The sequence below is a fragment of the Modestobacter sp. SYSU DS0904 genome (genome assembly GCF_054051115.1).
In genome coordinates, this window is sequence record NZ_JBJHAQ010000018.1 from 67,457 (window position 1) to 83,427 (window position 15,971).

Annotated in this window: 13 protein-coding genes; 6 read left to right on the plus strand and 7 right to left on the minus strand. The window is 74.5% G+C overall.

The genetic code is table 11. The features are described 5' to 3' along the window. Positions 1 to 59 precede the first annotated feature (59 nt). Genes ACI79U_RS13175 through ACI79U_RS13185 form a run of 3 tightly spaced genes read right to left on the minus strand, consistent with a single transcriptional unit; the run spans position 60 to position 2,830 of the window. Positions 60 to 1,295, minus strand: a complete 1,236-nt coding sequence (locus tag ACI79U_RS13175) for an ornithine cyclodeaminase, nickel-pincer nucleotide-dependent (protein ID WP_457068674.1) — start codon at positions 1,293 to 1,295, stop codon at positions 60 to 62. A gap of 48 nt (positions 1,296 to 1,343) precedes the next feature. Further along, positions 1,344 to 2,033 (minus strand): hypothetical protein, encoded by a 690-nt coding sequence (locus tag ACI79U_RS13180; protein ID WP_457068672.1) that lies wholly within the window; start codon positions 2,031 to 2,033, stop codon positions 1,344 to 1,346. Continuing rightward, entirely contained in the window at positions 2,030 to 2,830 is an 801-nt protein-coding gene (locus tag ACI79U_RS13185; protein WP_457068670.1) for an alpha/beta hydrolase, read from the minus strand. The genes ACI79U_RS13180 and ACI79U_RS13185 overlap by 4 nt, the downstream gene beginning before the upstream one ends. 118 nt (positions 2,831 to 2,948) lie before the next feature. On the opposite strand from ACI79U_RS13185, the gene ACI79U_RS13190 reads away from it, so the two are divergent. From ACI79U_RS13190 to ACI79U_RS13200, 3 genes are all read left to right on the plus strand, one after another. Next, complete coding sequence (locus ACI79U_RS13190) at positions 2,949 to 3,731, plus strand: lysophospholipid acyltransferase family protein (RefSeq protein ID WP_457068668.1); 783 nt, start codon at positions 2,949 to 2,951, stop codon at positions 3,729 to 3,731. Between the two features lie 44 nt (positions 3,732 to 3,775). Next, positions 3,776 to 4,096 (plus strand): antibiotic biosynthesis monooxygenase, encoded by a 321-nt coding sequence (locus tag ACI79U_RS13195; protein WP_457068666.1) that lies wholly within the window; start codon positions 3,776 to 3,778, stop codon positions 4,094 to 4,096. Positions 4,097 to 4,466: 370 nt separating this feature from the next. Further along, positions 4,467 to 4,958 carry a polyadenylate-specific 3'-exoribonuclease AS gene (locus ACI79U_RS13200; RefSeq protein ID WP_457068664.1) on the plus strand — a complete coding sequence of 164 codons (492 nt, stop codon included), beginning with the start codon at positions 4,467 to 4,469 and terminating at the stop codon, positions 4,956 to 4,958. Between the two features lie 103 nt (positions 4,959 to 5,061). On the opposite strand, the gene ACI79U_RS13205 is transcribed toward ACI79U_RS13200, so the two are convergent. Continuing rightward, entirely contained in the window at positions 5,062 to 7,155 is a 2,094-nt protein-coding gene (locus ACI79U_RS13205; RefSeq protein WP_457068662.1) for a methyl-accepting chemotaxis protein, read from the minus strand. Between the two features lie 248 nt (positions 7,156 to 7,403). On the opposite strand from ACI79U_RS13205, the gene ACI79U_RS13210 reads away from it, so the two are divergent. The 3 genes from ACI79U_RS13210 (at position 7,404) to ACI79U_RS13220 (ending at position 11,519) form a co-directional block, all read left to right on the plus strand. Further along, entirely contained in the window at positions 7,404 to 8,741 is a 1,338-nt protein-coding gene (locus ACI79U_RS13210; protein ID WP_457068660.1) for a 3-deoxy-7-phosphoheptulonate synthase class II, read from the plus strand. After that, positions 8,734 to 9,777 carry a threonine aldolase family protein gene (locus ACI79U_RS13215; RefSeq protein ID WP_457068658.1) on the plus strand — a complete coding sequence of 348 codons (1,044 nt, stop codon included), beginning with the start codon at positions 8,734 to 8,736 and terminating at the stop codon, positions 9,775 to 9,777. Before ACI79U_RS13210 ends, ACI79U_RS13215 begins: the two co-directional genes overlap by 8 nt. A gap of 215 nt (positions 9,778 to 9,992) precedes the next feature. Next, positions 9,993 to 11,519: a GntP family permease gene (locus tag ACI79U_RS13220; protein WP_457068656.1), complete on the plus strand. Its 1,527-nt coding sequence runs from the start codon at positions 9,993 to 9,995 to the stop codon at positions 11,517 to 11,519. Positions 11,520 to 11,618: 99 nt separating this feature from the next. Here ACI79U_RS13220 and ACI79U_RS13225 read toward each other — a convergent pair whose 3' ends face one another. From ACI79U_RS13225 to ACI79U_RS13235, 3 genes are all read right to left on the minus strand, one after another. Then, positions 11,619 to 12,533, minus strand: a complete 915-nt coding sequence (locus ACI79U_RS13225; RefSeq protein WP_457068654.1) for a deoxyribonuclease IV — start codon at positions 12,531 to 12,533, stop codon at positions 11,619 to 11,621. A 10-nt stretch (positions 12,534 to 12,543) separates the two neighbouring features. Next, complete coding sequence (locus tag ACI79U_RS13230; RefSeq protein ID WP_457068652.1) at positions 12,544 to 14,550, minus strand: PASTA domain-containing protein; 2,007 nt, start codon at positions 14,548 to 14,550, stop codon at positions 12,544 to 12,546. 154 nt (positions 14,551 to 14,704) lie between these two features. Next, a complete protein-coding gene (locus tag ACI79U_RS13235; protein ID WP_457068650.1) occupies positions 14,705 to 15,808 on the minus strand; it encodes an alpha-hydroxy acid oxidase in 1,104 nt (367 codons plus the stop codon). Positions 15,809 to 15,971: the final 163 nt, after the last annotated feature.

A 15,971-nucleotide genomic window follows, 5' to 3' on the forward strand; every position in this document is an offset into this window, starting at 1 on the left:
GCGGCTCGGCGCAGGCCGGGGACGGCAGCTGGTCGCGGTGTCGGCCGGGAGGCCGACGATCAGCACAGCTCGCGGGCCAGCTGCTCGAGGAACAGGCCGATGTCGGTGACGATGCCCATCGCCTGGGAGCTGCCCCGGTCGGCGAGCTTGGTGACGGTGGCCGGGTTGATGTCCACGCACACCAGCGGCACCGACGCCGGCAGCAGGTTCCCGGTGGCGATCGAGTGCAGCATCGTGGCGACCATGATGGCGAAGCCGACGTCGGGCAGCTGGCCGCGCATCGCCCGCTGACCGTCGATCACGTCGGTGATCACGTCGGGCAGCGGGCCGTCGTCGCGCACCGAGCCGACCAGCACGAACGGCTTGCCGGCCTGCGCCATCGCGTGCATCACCCCGCCGGTCAGCACCCCGGACTCGACGGCCGCGGCGATCGACCCGGCGGCGCGGATGGTGTTGATCGCCCGGATGTGGTGCTCGTGGCCGTGCGGCACCCCGGCGCCCCGGGAGAGGTCGACGCCGAGCGAGGTGCCGAACAGCGCCGACTCGATGTCGTGGGTGGCCAGCGCGTTGCCGGCGAACAGGACGTCGACGTAGCCGGCGCGCACCAGCCGGACCATCGCCGGTGCCGCGCCGGTGTGCACGACCGCCGGCCCCCCGACCCAGAGGATCCGCTTGCCCGACGCCTTCACCTCCCGCATCCGCTCGGCGATCTGGCGCACCAGCAGCGCCTGCGGCTTCTCGCTGGAGACCGAGGAGGACATGAAGCCGAAGTCGTCCTCCGCGCCCCGGGCCACCTGCGGGGTCATCTCCACCCGCACGCCGCCGGCTCCGCAGACGACGGCGTCCCCGCCCCGCACGTCGCTGACCGGCACGGTGCGCACGACCGGCCGGCCGGCGACGGTGGCCACCACGAGGCCGCAGTCCATCTCCGCCCGGTCGACGCCCAGCCACTCGCCGTCCAGCCGGACGAAGGTGTCCAGGTTGGTGGTCGAGTAGAAGTCCTCGGGGAAGACCCCATCCGCGGGCGCCGGGCGGGTGGTCGCCGTCCCCGGGTCGACGGCGTTGGCGCCGTGGGCCTGCAGCCGCATGACGATCCGCTCGAGCAGTTCGGTGTCCCCGGCGCGGACCTCGACCAGCGCGCGGGACTCGTCCTCGTGCTGGCGGCCGAGCTCGAGGGCCTCGATCCGGTAGTCGCCGCCGTACTCCAGGACGTCGTCGAGCACCCGGGCGAGGACGCCGGTGTCCATCAGGTGGCCGGTCAGTGCGACCACGATGCGGTGCGGGTGGCTGCTCATGCCGCGACGCTAGTGGTCCACCCTCGGACCACCGCGCTCATGGGTCGGCTAGACCACCGCGCCGTCGTCGCCGTCGTCGGACCGGTCGCGCATCCGGGAGACCAGGATGCCCACCCCGCCGACCAGGGCGGCGACCCCGAACACCAGCCCGGCCTCGAGCGACAGGCCCAGCCGGCCGGGGACGATGACCAGCAGCGCGCCGATCGCGACGAGCAGCATCGCGGTCAGCGAGGCCGGGGCGAGGACCGGCAGCGGCGGCGGGGGTGGCGGCTCGTAGTGCTCCTCCGGCAGGTCGAGCACCGAGACCTCGTTGGGCGGGGGCGGCGGGTCCTCGCGCGGCTCCTCGTCGACGACGGCGCGGCCGTGCTCGGCCTCGAAGGCGGCGACGATCCGGGCGAACTCGGCGTCCTCGTCGGTGACCGGGCCGGGGCGGCGCGCCGGGTGGTCGGCGACGGGCTCGGTCGCCGGCTCCGCCGCGTGCTGCTCGACGACGGCCCGCGCCTCCGGGTGCCGGGCGCGGTCGACGAACAGCCGGTCCGAGGGCGGGCTGGGCAGGTAGACGTTGCGCGTGTACGGCGCGACGTCGGTGGACGGCTCCAGGTAGGCGGCGATGCCGGCGGCGGCGAGGACGTCGAGCAGGTGCTCGCCCACCCGCGGGTCCACGTCGCGCAGCGGGTACCAGAGCGGGGCGTCCAGGCCGTTGTCCCGGCGGCCGCGTCCGCGGCGGGGGAGGGTCACGGCGCCGGCTCCGTGGTGCTCGCCGTCGCGACCCGCTCGCGGATCCATTCGACCGAGTGGGCGAACAGCGCGGGGGCGTCGTTGTCCAGGGTGGCCACGTGCCAGCTGTCGTGCAGCAGCACCTCGGTGGTGTCGGGGCTGCCGACCTCGGCCAGCAGCACCCGGGAGGAGGCCGGCTCGACCACGTGGTCGGTGACGCTGCGGAAGACCAGCAGCGGGGCGCGGACGGCGGCCAGCTCGGCGCGGGTCGCCTGCCATAGCCGGCGCAGCCCGAGCACTGCCCGGGTGGGCAGCCGGGGGTAGGCGAGCTCCGTGCAGCCGGGCTTCTTGATGTCGCTGGCGATCGGCGCCCAGGCGGGTGTGACCCGGGCCAGCAGCGGCAGCAGCTTGGCGTCGCGCCGCTCGGTGAGCAGCGAGGGGTTGACCAGCACCAGGGCGGCGACGTCGTCGGGACGGCGCTCGGCCAGCCGCAGCGCCAGCGTCCCGCCCATGGACAGCCCGGCGACGACGACCGTCGCGCACCGGGCGGTGAGCTCGTCGAGCGCGGCGGACAGCGCGCCGTACCAGTCGTCCTCGGTGGTGGCGTTGGCGTCCTGCCAGCGGGTGCCGTGCCCGGGCAGCAGCGGGCAGTGCACGGTGAAGCCCGCCGCGGCCAGGTGCTCGCCCCAGGCGCGCAGGCTCTGCGGGGTGGAGGTGAAGCCGTGGCACAGCAGCACCCCGACCGGGCCGCCGGGCAGCTCGAACGGGTCGGCGCCGGCCATCCGGGGGGCGGAGGTCGGGGGGAGAGCCTGGCGCATCGGACCTCCGGTGGGGCAGCGGGCGAGGTGGTGCAGGTGGAGCGGGGGAAAGCCGAGGGACGCCGATTGTCGCGGAGCTGGGCGCTTCCCTAGTCTGACAGCCGCTGAGGGAGGCGCGTTGTTCTACTGGTTCCTCAAGTTCGTGGCCGTCGGGCCGCTGGTCCGGCTGCTGTTCCGGTGGCACCCGGTCGGTACCGAGCACGTGCCGCGGACCGGTGCGGCCATCCTGGCCAGCAACCACCTGGCGGCCGCCGACTGGATCTTCATGCCGATGTCGGTCCGCCGGCGGGTGACCTTCCTGGCGAAGGCGGAGTACTTCACCGCCACCGGCGTCAAGGGCTGGGCGCAGCGGGTGTTCTTCGGCGGCACCGGTCAGGTGCCCATCGACCGCACCGACGCCTCCGCCGCCGAGAACGCGATCCGCACCGGCATCCGGATCCTGCGTGAGGGCAAGCTGCTGGGCATCTACCCCGAGGGCACCCGCTCGCCCGACGGGCGGCTGTTCCGCGGCAAGACCGGGGTCGCCCGGATGACGCTGGAGACCGGGGCCCCGGTCATCCCGGTGGCGATGACCTACAGCCCCGGGGACCTGCCCATCCCCGGCCGGCTCGGCCGGAAGATCAACCGCACGTTCGTCCGGGTGGACGTCCGTTTCGGCCAGCCGTTGGACTTCTCCCGCTACGCCGGCCTGGCCGGTGACCGCTTCGTCGAGCGGTCGATCACCGACGAGATCATGTACGAGATCATGGAGCTGTCCGGCCAGGAGTACGTCGATCTCTACGGCGCCAAGGTCAAGAAGTCGATGGACTCCACCGGCGCCAGCGCCCGCGAGGTGATCGGCCGGCTGCAGCCGCCGCCGACCGAGGCCGCCGACCGCCTGCCCAGTTCACTGGCCGGCTGACCGGTGCCGGGAGGCGCACGGGGCGTCGTGGGGGAGGAGGACCGGTGTTCGCGGTGGTCTACCGGTGGCGGTTGCGACCGGGCAGCGAGGAGCAGTTCCGGGACGGCTGGGAGCGGGTGACCCGTGCGATCCACGCCCGCTGCGGCAGCTACGGCTCGCGGTTGCACCGCGCGGACGACGGCACGTGGGTGGCCTACGCACGGTGGCCCGACGCCGCCACCCGCGAGCGCTGCGCCTTCGACGAGCCCGAGGGGGAGCGCCTGATGGCAGCGGCAGTGGCCGAGCGGTTCCCCGAGCTGACGCTGGAGCTGGTCAGCGACCTGCTGGCGGAGCCGACGGAGCTGGGAGAGCCGACGGGACCCTGAACTCGGCACCCGGGCGATCGGGAGCCGGGCTCGGAGTCCGTCGTGCTGCGGCCCGGGGCAGGGGGCCGCAGGTCAGAAGGGCGGTGGGTCGTCGGGTGGTAATCCGGCCCGGTCGGGGCAGGTCGTCGTCGGCGCCGAGACGCGGTCTGTGGACGACGTTCGAGACGTGGCCCGAGTCCGCGCCCCCTGATCATGAGGAAACCCCTCCGGGGATCGAACTCGCCCGCCCGCCCGACCTCGCCGCCGTCCCGTACGCGTTGCCGGCACCGATCCCGGTCGCCGGATGGTGACCGCCGGGTGGAGGCCCTCGCGGGGCGGGGCAGCCGGCCGGAGCCGGGCCCACCGGCCGGCGTCCCTCTACCGTGACGACGTGAGCGTGCGCCGGTACTTCTACGACACCGAGTTCATCGAGGACGGGACCACGATCGACCTGGTGTCGATCGGCGTGGTCGACGAGACCGGCCGCGAGTTCTACGCGGTGAGCACCGAGTTCGACCCCGACCGGGCCGTCCCGTGGGTGCGCCGCAACGTGCTGGACCAGCTGCCGCCGCCGGCCGACAAGGCCTGGCGCAGCCGGGAGCGGATCCGGGACGACCTGCTGTCCTTCCTCACCGCGCCGGGGGAGGAGATCGAGCTGTGGGCCTGGTTCGCCGCCTACGACCACGTCGCGCTGTGCCAGCTCTGGGGGGCGATGCCCGCCCTGCCCCGGCCGATCCCGCGCTTCACCCGCGAGCTGCGGCAGCGGTGGGACGACGCCGGGAAGCCCGCGCTCCCGCCGAAGCCCGCCGGCACCCACGACGCCCTCGTCGACGCCCGCTACAACCTGACCCGCTGGCAGGTCATCGCGGCCACCGCGACGTGACGGTCGGCGAGGCCGGGTCGAGGTCCCGCTCGGGGTCCTCCCTGAACGCGACGGGGGCCGCCGGAAGCTGATCGCTGCCGACGGCCCCCGGCGGGGCGTGCCGCTAGACCGTGAAGACGTTGATCAGCCGGGTCAGCTCGCCGGAGAGCTGGTCCAGCTCGCGCGCCGACGCGCGCGCGGTCTCCACGTCCGCCGCCGTCCGGTCGACGTCCGCGGCCACCTCGGTCATCACGTCGGTCACCGAGCCCGCGCCGTCGGCCACCGAGGTGACGCTGCGGGACAGCTCGTTGGTGACCGCCGTCTGCTCCTCGACCGCGCTGGCGATCGTGGTCTGGTGGTCGTTCATCTCCCGGATGACCCCGACGATCTGGCTGATCGAGCCCACCGCGGCGCTGGTGTCGGCCTGGATCGACTGCACCCGCTGGTGGATCTCCTCGCTGGCCCGCGACGCCTCCTGCGCCAGTTCCTTGACCTCGGTGGCGACGACGGCGAAGCCCTTGCCGGCCTCCCCGGCCCGGGCGGCCTCGATCGTGGCGTTGAGCGCGAGCAGGTTGGTCTGCTCGGCGACGGCGGAGATCACCTTCACCACGTCGCTGATCTGGGCCGAGCTGGTGCCCAGCGCCGCGATCGCCGTCTCGGTCCGGGCGGCCAGGTCGACCGCGCCCTGCCCGACGTTGCTGGCGTCGCTCGCGCTGCGAGCGATCTCCCGGATCGCCGAGCCCATCTCCTCCGCACCCGCCGCGGCGGAGGAGACGCCGGAGCTGATGTCGGACGCCGCCTGGGAGGCGTCCCGCGCCTGGTCCCGGTTCCGCGCGACCCGCTCGCCCAGCCCGTCGGCCACCCGGGCCACCCCGGACGCGGAGATGGCCAGCGACCCCGCGCAGTTGCCGATGTCGCGGATGGTGTCGGCCACCTTGTCCACGAACCGGTTGAACGCCCGGGCCAGCTCGCCGACCTCGTCCTGGCTGGAGTCGTCGACCCGCTGCGTCAGGTCGCCCTCGCCGTCGGCGATCTCGACCATCCGCCGGTGCAGCACGTGCAGCGGCTCGGTGAGCCGGCGACCCAGCCACAGCGCCAGCGCGGCGCCGGCCAGCGCGACCACGACCGCCGCGACGACCATCCCGGTCACCATCGACGACCGGCCGTCCTCGATCCGCTCCACCGGCCCGGCGAAGTCGCTGTCCTGCGCGTCGACGACGAGCACCCAGTCCCAGGGCTGGTAGTACGCGACCTGCACGGTGTGCGTGCCCGTCTCGGCGTCCCGGTAGCGGACGGTGGCCTGCTCACCGGGCTGCAGCGTCACCGCCTTCGCCACCAGCTCCTCGACGTACGCCCGACCGTCGGCGTCGGCCGCCTCCATCAGGGAGGTGCCGTCGGCGCTGCCGTCCGCGCTGACCAGCACCGTGCCGGCGCGGTCGCCGCTGCCGCCGAGCACCCAGAGCGTGCCGTTCTCCCCGGCGCTGGTCTTCTGCAGGCTCTCCCGCAGCGCGGGCAGGTTCTCCTGCTTCACACCCACGTAGATCATGCCGATCACCTGGCCGGCGGCGTCGAACAGCGGTTCGTACGCCGTCACGTACCAGGAGTCGACGACGTACGCCGTCCCGCGGTAGGTCTGCCCGGCCAGCACCGAGGCGACCACCGCGTTGGGGGTGCCGCCGGCGCCGGTGGCCGGGATGAAGGTGCCGATGGCGCGGCTGCCGGTGGCGCCGACCACGTTGGTGGCCACCCGCAGCATGTCCCCGGCGGGGTTGATCCGCTGGAAGATCGTGGCGGTGCCACCGACCAGGGCCTGGACCTGGTCGACCACCGGGGTGGGCACGGCGACGTCGGCGTTCTTGCCCAGCCACCGGCCACCGACCTCGACGCGGGGAAGCGCGACGGGGGTGACCTCGTTGGTGACCTGGTTCTTGGCGTCCCACGCCACGACCTCACCCGGACCGGTCCCCAGGGAGAGACCACCGGACTGCTGCAGGACGTAGTTGGCGACCTGCAGGTCACTGTCGACCTTGGCGCTCGTCGAGTCGCCCTGGGTGGAGACGACGTCGTAGACGCCGTCGGTGATCCGGCTGAGGCTGTCGTCGACCAGCTGCCCGACGTCGGCCTTCGCGTCGTCGGCGAACGAGCTGCTCTGCCAGCTGCTCACGCCCACCATGGCCGCGCCGGTGACCGCGATGCTCACCACTGCGAGCGCGACCACCTTCGTCCTGATGCCCCTCTGCACGATGCCCCCTGGCCCGCTTCCCCGGGCGGGTGGGACCCCGCCGCTGCCTGGTGCATCGGCAGCGCTCGTGATCTTCGGGACCTGAAACGAGATCGTTCGTTTCGTTGGGTCCCACCAGTCCCACCCGCCCCACCCGGCACAGCCAGCGCCGGTGTGACGAGGCCGTGTCCCACGCTGCAGGACGCCCGTCCCAGCAGCTGTGCGGCGGGCCGTACCCTCGACCTGTGAGCCTGCCTGAACCCGCGGAAGTGGTCCCGGACCTGGACCGGTGGCGGGGTCTGCCCGCCGCCCAGCAGCCGGAGTGGCCCGACCGCGCCGCGCTGGACGCCGTCCTGTCCACGCTCTCGACGGTCCCGCCGATCGTCGCGCCGGCCGAGGTCGACACCCTGCGTCAGCAGCTGGCCGACGTCGCCCAGGGCAAGGCGTTCCTGCTCCAGGGCGGCGACTGCGCCGAGACCTTCGACCTGAACACCGAGCCGCACCTGCAGGCCACCACCCGCACCCTGCTGCAGATGGCGGTCGTGCTCACCTACGGCGCCAGCGTGCCGGTGGTGAAGGTCGGCCGGGTCGCCGGGCAGTACGCCAAGCCGCGCAGCTCGAACATCGACGCCCTGGGGCTGCCCTCCTACCGGGGCGACATGGTCAACTCGCTCAACCCGGTCCTCGAGGAGCGCATCCCCGACCCGGGCCGGCTGGTGCGCGCCTACGCGAACTCCGCGGCCGCGATGAACATGATCCGTGCCTACGCCCGGGGCGGGCTGGCCGACCTGCACGCGGTGCACGACTGGAACAAGGACTTCGTCGCCACCTCGCCGGCCGGGGTGCGCTACGAGGTGATCGCGCGGGAGATCGACCGCGCCCTGGCGTTCATGAAGGCCTGCGGCATCGACTCCGACGCGCTGCGCGGGGTGGAGCTCTACAGCAGCCACGAGGCGCTGATCCTGGACTACGAGCGGGCCCTGCTGCGGATGTACGAGGGCCGCCCGTACGCGCTGAGCGCCCACTTCGTGTGGGTGGGGGAGCGCACCCGGCAGATGGACGGCGCGCACATCGAGTTCGTCTCCAAGCTCGCCAACCCCATCGGGGTCAAGATCGGCCCGACGACGACGCCGGAGCAGGCCACCGAGCTGGTCGAGCGGCTCGACCCCGACGGCGTCCCCGGCCGGCTGACGCTGATCAGCCGGATGGGCAACGGCAAGATCCGCGACGTCCTGCCGGGCATCGTGGAGAAGGTCACCGCCAGCGGCCACCAGGTGGTGTGGCAGTGCGACCCGATGCACGGCAACACCCACGAGTCCCCGACCGGCTACAAGACCCGGCACTTCGACCGGGTGGTCGACGAGGTGCTCGGCTTCTTCGACGTGCACCGCGGGCTCGGCACCTGGCCCGGCGGCATCCACGTCGAGCTCACCGGTGAGGACGTCACCGAGTGCCTGGGCGGGGCCATGGAGATCAGCGACGCCGACCTCAACAGCCGGTACGAGACCGCCTGCGACCCGCGGCTGAACACCGGCCAGTCCCTGGAGCTGGCGTTCCTGGTCACCGAGATGCTGCGTGGCTGAGCTGGCCGGTTCCGCGACCGACGGGGCCGTCGACCTGCGCTCGGACACCGTGACCCGGCCGACGGCCGGGATGCGCCGGGCGATGGCCGAGGCCGAGGTGGGCGACGACGTCTACGTCGAGGACCCGACGGTCAACGCCCTGGAGGAGCGGGTCGCGGACCTGTTCGGGCACGAGGCCGCGCTCTTCGTCCCCTCCGGCACGATGGGCAACCAGATCGGCCTGCGGCTGGTCTGCGAGCCCGGCCAGGAGGTCCTCGGGGACGCCGACGCGCACGTCTTCACCTACGAGATGGGTGCGGCCGCGGCGCTGTTCGGGCTCGCCAGCCGCACCGTCGTCACCGGTGGCCCGCTCGACGCCGACCAGCTGATCGCCCAGGTCCGCCCGAAGGACGACTGGCACGTCACCTCCACGGCGGCCGTCGCGGTGGAGAACACGCACAACCGCGGTGGCGGGCTGGTCCAGCCCCTCGACGAGCTGCAGGCGCTGTTCGGCTGGACGCGGGAGCACGACGTCGCCGTCCACCTCGACGGCGCCCGGATCTGGAACGCGCACGCCGCCTCCGGGGTACCCCTGGAGACCTACGGCCGGCTGGCCGACACCGCCTCGGTCTGCCTGTCCAAGGGGCTCGGCGCCCCGGTCGGCTCGGTGCTGGTGGCCGACGCCGAGCGGATCGCCGCCGGCCGGCTCTGGCGCAAGCGCCTGGGCGGGGGCATGCGCCAGGCCGGCGTGCTCGCCGCCGCCGGGCTGTACGCCCTGGACCACCACCTCCAGCGGCTGGCCGAGGACCACGCGCACGCGCAGGCGCTGGCCGAGCGACTCGGCGTCGACCCGGCCGGCGTGCCGACGAACATGGTCGTCGTCGACGACGTGCCGGCTGCCGAGGTCGCCGCCGCCGCGCGGGCGCAGGGTGTGCTGGTCGGTCAGGTGAGCGGTCGGCGCATCCGGCTGGTCACCCACCTGGACGTCGACCGGGCCGGGGTGGAGCGGGCCGCGAAGGTGCTCACCCAGGTCGTCGGGGAGCTCGCCGGGCGCTGAGCCGGCAGCGGCGTCGTCGCTCCTGGCGGCGCCGCGGGGCACGGCGCAGCGCACTGGTCCACCGGGCCGGGAGACGGCCCCGGCCGACGACGCCGCACCGGGTCCCGACGGAGTCGCTTCTGCGGTCGCGCGCGGGTGATCACCACTGCCACAGTGGTGCCCTCGTCCGCGCCCGCGGTCGAGACCGCGTCGTCGTCGACTCGAAGAGGTCTCCCGTGCCAGAAGTCGAACCCGCCCTGGGCACCACGCCGCTGTTGCTGATCGCAGTGGGCGCCGTCGCCGTGCTGCTCGTCCTGATCATGAAGTTCAAGGTGCACGCCTTCGTGGCGCTGGTGCTGGTCAGCCTGCTGACCGCGCTGGCGACCGGGATCGCCATCGGGGACGTGATCGACACCATGCTGGCCGGGTTCGGCTCGACCCTGGCCGCCGTCGCGCTGCTGGTCGGGCTGGGCGCGATGATCGGCAAGCTGCTGGAGGTCACCGGCGGCGCCACCGTGCTGGCGGACTCGCTGATCAACCGGTTCGGGGAGAAGCGGGCGCCGCTGGCCCTGGGCGTGGCGTCGTTGCTGTTCGGCTTCCCGATCTTCTTCGACGCCGGCTTCGTGGTCTTCCTGCCGATCATCTTCAGCGTCGCCCGCCGGTTCGGTGGCTCGGTGCTGCTCTACGCGCTGCCGTCAGCGGGTGCCTTCGCGGTCATGCACGCCTTCGTGCCGCCGCACCCCGGGCCGGTCGGCGCCGGCGACATCCTGGGCGCCGACATCGGGCTCCTGGTCGTCGTCGGGCTGGTCATCGGCCTGCCCACCTGGTTCATCGCCTGCTACCTGTTCAGCCAGTGGAGCGGCCGGCGGATCGAGGTCGCGATCCCGGCCACCCTGGCCGGTCGCAAGTCCGAGGCCGACGACCCCCGGGTCGACACCGACCTCGACGACCCGGACGGCCCGGCCGGCGGCGCGGGTGGCCGCGGCTCGGCCGGCGGTGGCACGGGTGGCGGCGGGGCCACCGCGGCCGCCGCCACGGCGACCGCCGGCACGGCCACCGACACCACCACCCGGACCGGGCCGCCGAAGTTCAGCACCGTGCTGGCGCTGCTGCTGCTGCCGCTGGTGCTCATCCTGCTCAACACCGGCTTCAACACCCTGGCGACGGCCGGGGCGGTCGACGGGGACGCCGGCTGGCTGGACTGGGTGACCCTGCTCGGCCAGACGCCGGTGGCGCTGCTGATCACCCTGCTGGTGGCCGCGGTGGTGCTCAGCCGGGAGCGGTTCTCCCGCTCGGAGACCGAGGACCTGCTGAACTCCTCGATCGGCCCGGTCGCGGCGATCATCCTGATCACCGGCGCCGGCGGCATGTTCGGCGGCGTGCTGCGGGCCAGCGGCATCGGCACCGCGCTGGCCGACAGCCTGGCCACGATCGGCCTGCCGGTCATCGTGGCCGCCTTCGTCATCGCCACCTGCCTGCGCGTGGCCCAGGGCTCGGCGACTGTGGCCCTGCTGACCACCGCCGCGCTGATCGCCCCGGCGGTGGCGGAGAACGACCTGTCCCGGCTGGACACCGCCCTGGTGGTCATCGCGATCGCCTGCGGCGCCACCGTCCTGTCGCACGTCAACGACTCGGGTTTCTGGTTGGTCGGACGGTTCCTGGAGATGGACGTCAAGACCACCCTGCGCACCTGGACGGTCATGGAGACGCTGATCGGCGTGGTGGGCTTCCTCATCGCCTGGGTGCTCAGCGCGGTCGTCTGACCCCGGGACGACGCCGGCCGGGCCGCCCGCGAGGGCTGCCCGGCCGGCGGGCTGTGGCGAACGGGGACCCCGCGTCCGCGCGACTCGCCGACGGCCGGCTCAGCCGGGGAGGGGCGTGCCGTCCCGCAGCGCGCACAGCAGCGCGATGTCGCGGGCGTGCCCGTCGTCGGCGCTGGGCGTCTCGACGACCACCGGCACGCCGGCCAGCGCCGGGTGGGTGAGCAGCTCACCGAACGGCGCGGCGCCGATCGACCCGGCTCCGATGGTGGTGTGCCGGTCGCGGGTGGAACCGCGGGCGTCCAGGGAGTCGTTGGCGTGCACCAGGCCCAGCCGGCCCGGGCCGACGGTCGCCTCCAGCGCGGCCAGCATCGCCGTCATGCCGCCCGGGGACGCCAGGTCGTGCCCGGCCGCCCAGGCGTGGCAGGTGTCCAGGCAGACCCCGACCGCGGGGTGGTGCTCCAGGGCCGCCAGGTACGGCCCCAGGTCCTCCACCGTGGCGGCGAGGGACTTCCCGCCGCCGGCGGTCGGCTCGATGAGCAGCCGGGGCGCGCCCTCGGGCAGCTCGTCGAGCACCGGGAGCAGCCGGTCGTGCAGCTGGGCCAGCGCCGCCTCGTAGCGGTCGGCACCGACCGCGGAGCCGGCGTGCACCACCACGCCGGCGCAGCCCAGCTGGCTGCCGCGCGCGAGGTTGTGCCGGATGGTGGCGATCGACTGCTCGACGGTCGCCTCGCTGGGCGAGCCGACGTTGACCAGGAACGGGGTGTGGATGAACGACGGCACCCCGCGCTCGGCGCAGCCGGCGGTGAAGGCGGCGTCCTGGGCCGGGTCCCCGGCGCTGGGCTTCCAGCCCCGCGGGTTGCCGACGAACACCTGGACGGCGCGGGCGCCGACGGCGTCGGTGTAGGCCAGTCCGCCGCGGGCCAGACCGCCCTTGATCTGGATGTGCGCCCCGATCGGCGGCAGCACGCCTGAGGGCAAAGCAGGAGTGGGCAGGGTGGTGCTGGGGGAGGTCACGAGGAAGAGGTCACCCGAAGCTGATGAGGATGCGGACGGTGCTGCCCTGGTCGACGACCTCGCCGGCCCGGGGGCTCTGCTGGAAGACGCGGTCGCCCGCGATGAACTGGGTGGACTCGGCCTTCAGCCCCGCCTGGGCGAGCAGCGCCGTCGCCTCGTCCTTGGACTTGCCCTTGACGTCGGGCACGGTCACCTGGGGCACGCCCTCGGAGACCTGGATCGTCACCGTGCTGCCGTAGCGCTGCGCGGCGTCCCCGGGACCGGGGCTGACCGCCATCACCTCACCGGCGTCGACCGCGGCGCTGCGCCCGGTGGTCCGCTCGACGGTGAAGCCGCGCTCCTCCAGGTTCGCGGTCGCCGCCTCGGGGCTCAGGCCCACCACGTCGGGCACCTTCACCGGGGCCCGCCCGGCGCTGACCACGGCCACGACGCCGTCGTTCCGCTTGAGGTCGGTGCCGGCGGCGGGCTCGAAGCGCAGCACGGTGCCGGCGGGCTGCGCGTCGTCGAACTCCTCGCGCGCGGTGAGGCCGACCGGGACCTCGGCCAGCGCGGCCTGGACGGCGTCGAACGGCTGCCCGACCAGCGCCGGGTCGACCTCGAACCGTTCCTGCCCCTTGGAGAGCACCAACGTCACGTCGCTGCCGCGGATGGCCTCGCCGTCGGCCGGGTCGGCGGAGATCACCGTGCCCGCGGGCAGCTCCTCGCTGAACACCTCGTCGCCGAAGACGGGGTCCAGCCCGGCCTCCTGCAGCAGCCCGACGGCGGTGTCCCGGTCCTGGTTCACCAGGTCCGGGACGTCGGTCCACCGGCCGCTGCCGAGCCACCAGCCGATCGCGCCGATGGTGATCGCCAGCAGCAGCACGACCGCGAGGGCCAGCCGGGCCCGGCGGCGGCGGATGTGCGGGGGCACGCCCGGCCGGACCGACGGGTGCCGCGGGGCGGCGGGGCGGGCGCCGCCCACGTGCGTGGTCGCGCCGCTGCCGGTGCCGGGCAGCACGGTGGTGCCGCGGGCGCGGCCCCCGCCGAGCACCTCGGTGCGCGGCTCGCTGTGGCCCAGGCCCGGCGCGCTCGCCCCGCGGGGGCGCGGCGTCGTGGACCGGTTCGTCGGGCGCAGCGCGCCCGGGGTGTCGGTGGTGCGGCCGGTGGGCACGGGTACCCGGGCCAGCCCGAGGTCGGCCCGCAGGTCGACGAGCTCGGCGAGGAAGGCCCCGGCGTCCAGCGGGCGGGCGGCCGGCTCGCGGCGCGTCGTCCGCGTGACCAGCTCGTCGACCTGCCAGGGCACGCCCGGCACCTCCGCCGACGGCGGGGGGACGTCGTGGTGCACGTGCTGGTAGGCCACCGCCAGCGCCGTGTCGCCCTGGTACGGCGGATGCCCGGTGAGCAGCTCGTACATCATGATCCCGGCGGCGTAGACGTCGCTGCGGGCGTCGCTGCGCCCCCGCTCGAGCTGCTCGGGGGAGAGGTAGGCGACGGTGCCGATCAGCACGCCGCCGGTGTGGCTGGTCTGCCCGGTGCCGGCGACGGCGCGGGCGAGGCCGAAGTCGGCGACCTTGACCTGGCCGTCGGTGGAGATCAGCACGTTCTCGGGCTTCACGTCGCGGTGCGCGATGCCCGCGCGGTGCGCCGCGGTGAGGCCGGCGAGCACCGGCTCCAGGACCGCGAAGGCCTCGCCGACGGTGAGCCGGCCCCGGGCCTGCAGCAGGTCGCGCAGGGTGCGCCCGCGGACCAGCTCCATCACCAGGAAGACCAGGCCCTGGTCGGCGCCCTGGTCGCTGACGGAGACGACGTTGACGTGGCTGAGCATCGCCGTCGCCCGGGCCTCCCGGGTGAACCGGTCGACGAAGGCGGGGTCGTGGGCCAGGTGCTCGGCCATCACCTTGACCGCGACGGTGCGGTGCAGCCGCAGGTCGGTGGCGGCGTAGACGGTGGACATGCCGCCGCGCGCAAGGCGCTCCTCGAGGCGGTACCGCCCCTCGAGGACCAGGCCGACCGCGGGGTCGGTCACGACGGTGTCCACATCGATGAGTCTAGGAGCGGATCCGGCCGGCTGGACGAAACGACGCGGACTCGTCGGGGTGGTGGGCCGGGTGTGACCGGATGGGCTGGACGGACGGCCGTGCCGCGGTCCAGCCGGTGGTCGGCGGGGTTCCCCGGCGACCACCGGGCGCCGTTCAGCGGGGTGCGACGGGGGCCGGCGACCCGGCCCGGACTACGGTGTCCCGGGGCACCGAGCGCACGTCGTCGAGTCCGCACACCACCATGGTGTGCGCCAGCTCCGCGGTCAGGCCACCCAGCACCTGCGCCACGCCGTCGGCGCCGCCGGCCGCGAGCCCCCAGGTCGTGGGCCGCGCCACGAACACCGCCCGGGCACCCAGGGCCAGGGCCACCAGCACGTCCGAGCCCGACCGGATCCCGCCGTCGACGTAGACCTCGACCTCGCCGGCCACCGCGTCGACCACCTCGGGCAGCGCGTCGGCGCTGGCCACGACCGGGTCGGCCTGCCGGCCGCCGTGCGTGGACACCCAGACGGCGGCGGCGCCGGCCTCGACGCAGCGGGCCGCGTCGTCGCCCCGGAGCACGCCCTTGACCACCACCGGCAGGCCCGAGACCTCGCGGAGGCGGGCCAGGTCGGCGAGGGCCCACGCCGGCGACTCGGCGGCCCGCATCGACACCGGCGCGCCGCCCACCCCGGGGTGGTTGGCCATCGGCAGGTGAGCGGGGAGGTCGAAGCCGTTGCGCAGGTCGCGCAGCCGCCGGCCGAGCACCGGGACGTCGACGGTGAGGACCAGCGCCTCGTAGCCCGCGGCACCGGCCCGCCGGGCGAGGTCGTCGGTGTGGGCGGGGGAGTGCAGCTGGTAGAGCTGGAACCAGCGCGGGCCGGCCGGGGTGACCGCGGCGACGTCGGCCAGCGCGGTGTTCGCACTGGTGGACACGGTCATCAGCGCGCCGACCTCGGCCGCGCCCCGGGCGGTGGCGCGCTCGCCGTCGGGGTGGGCCATCGCCTGGAACCCCCACGGCGCGACCGCGACCGGGGTGGACACCGCCGCGCCCAGCAGGGACGTGCCCAGCGCGGGCGCGATGTCGCCGCGCAGCACCCGCGGGCGCAGCCGCCAGGCCCGCCAGGCCGCCGTCGCCTCCGCCAGGGTGATCTCCGCCCCGGCGCCGCCGGCGTAGTAGTCGTGGACGTCGGTGGGGAGCGACCGCCGGGCCCGGTCCTCCAGCGCGGCCAGGTCGAGGAACGGGGGTGTCCGCCCGGCGGCGTCGCTGCTCGACATGGGCCGGAGCCTAGGGAACCGGGGCCCGGGCCACCGGCGCCGACGCTCCTATGACGCGTCAAGCCATTGCTGGTGGTGATTCGAGGCGGCGGTAGAGCTCGCGGGCGATGTAGCGCTTGAGGCAGCGCTTGATCTCTCGGTCGGTCTTGCCCTGGGCGCGGCG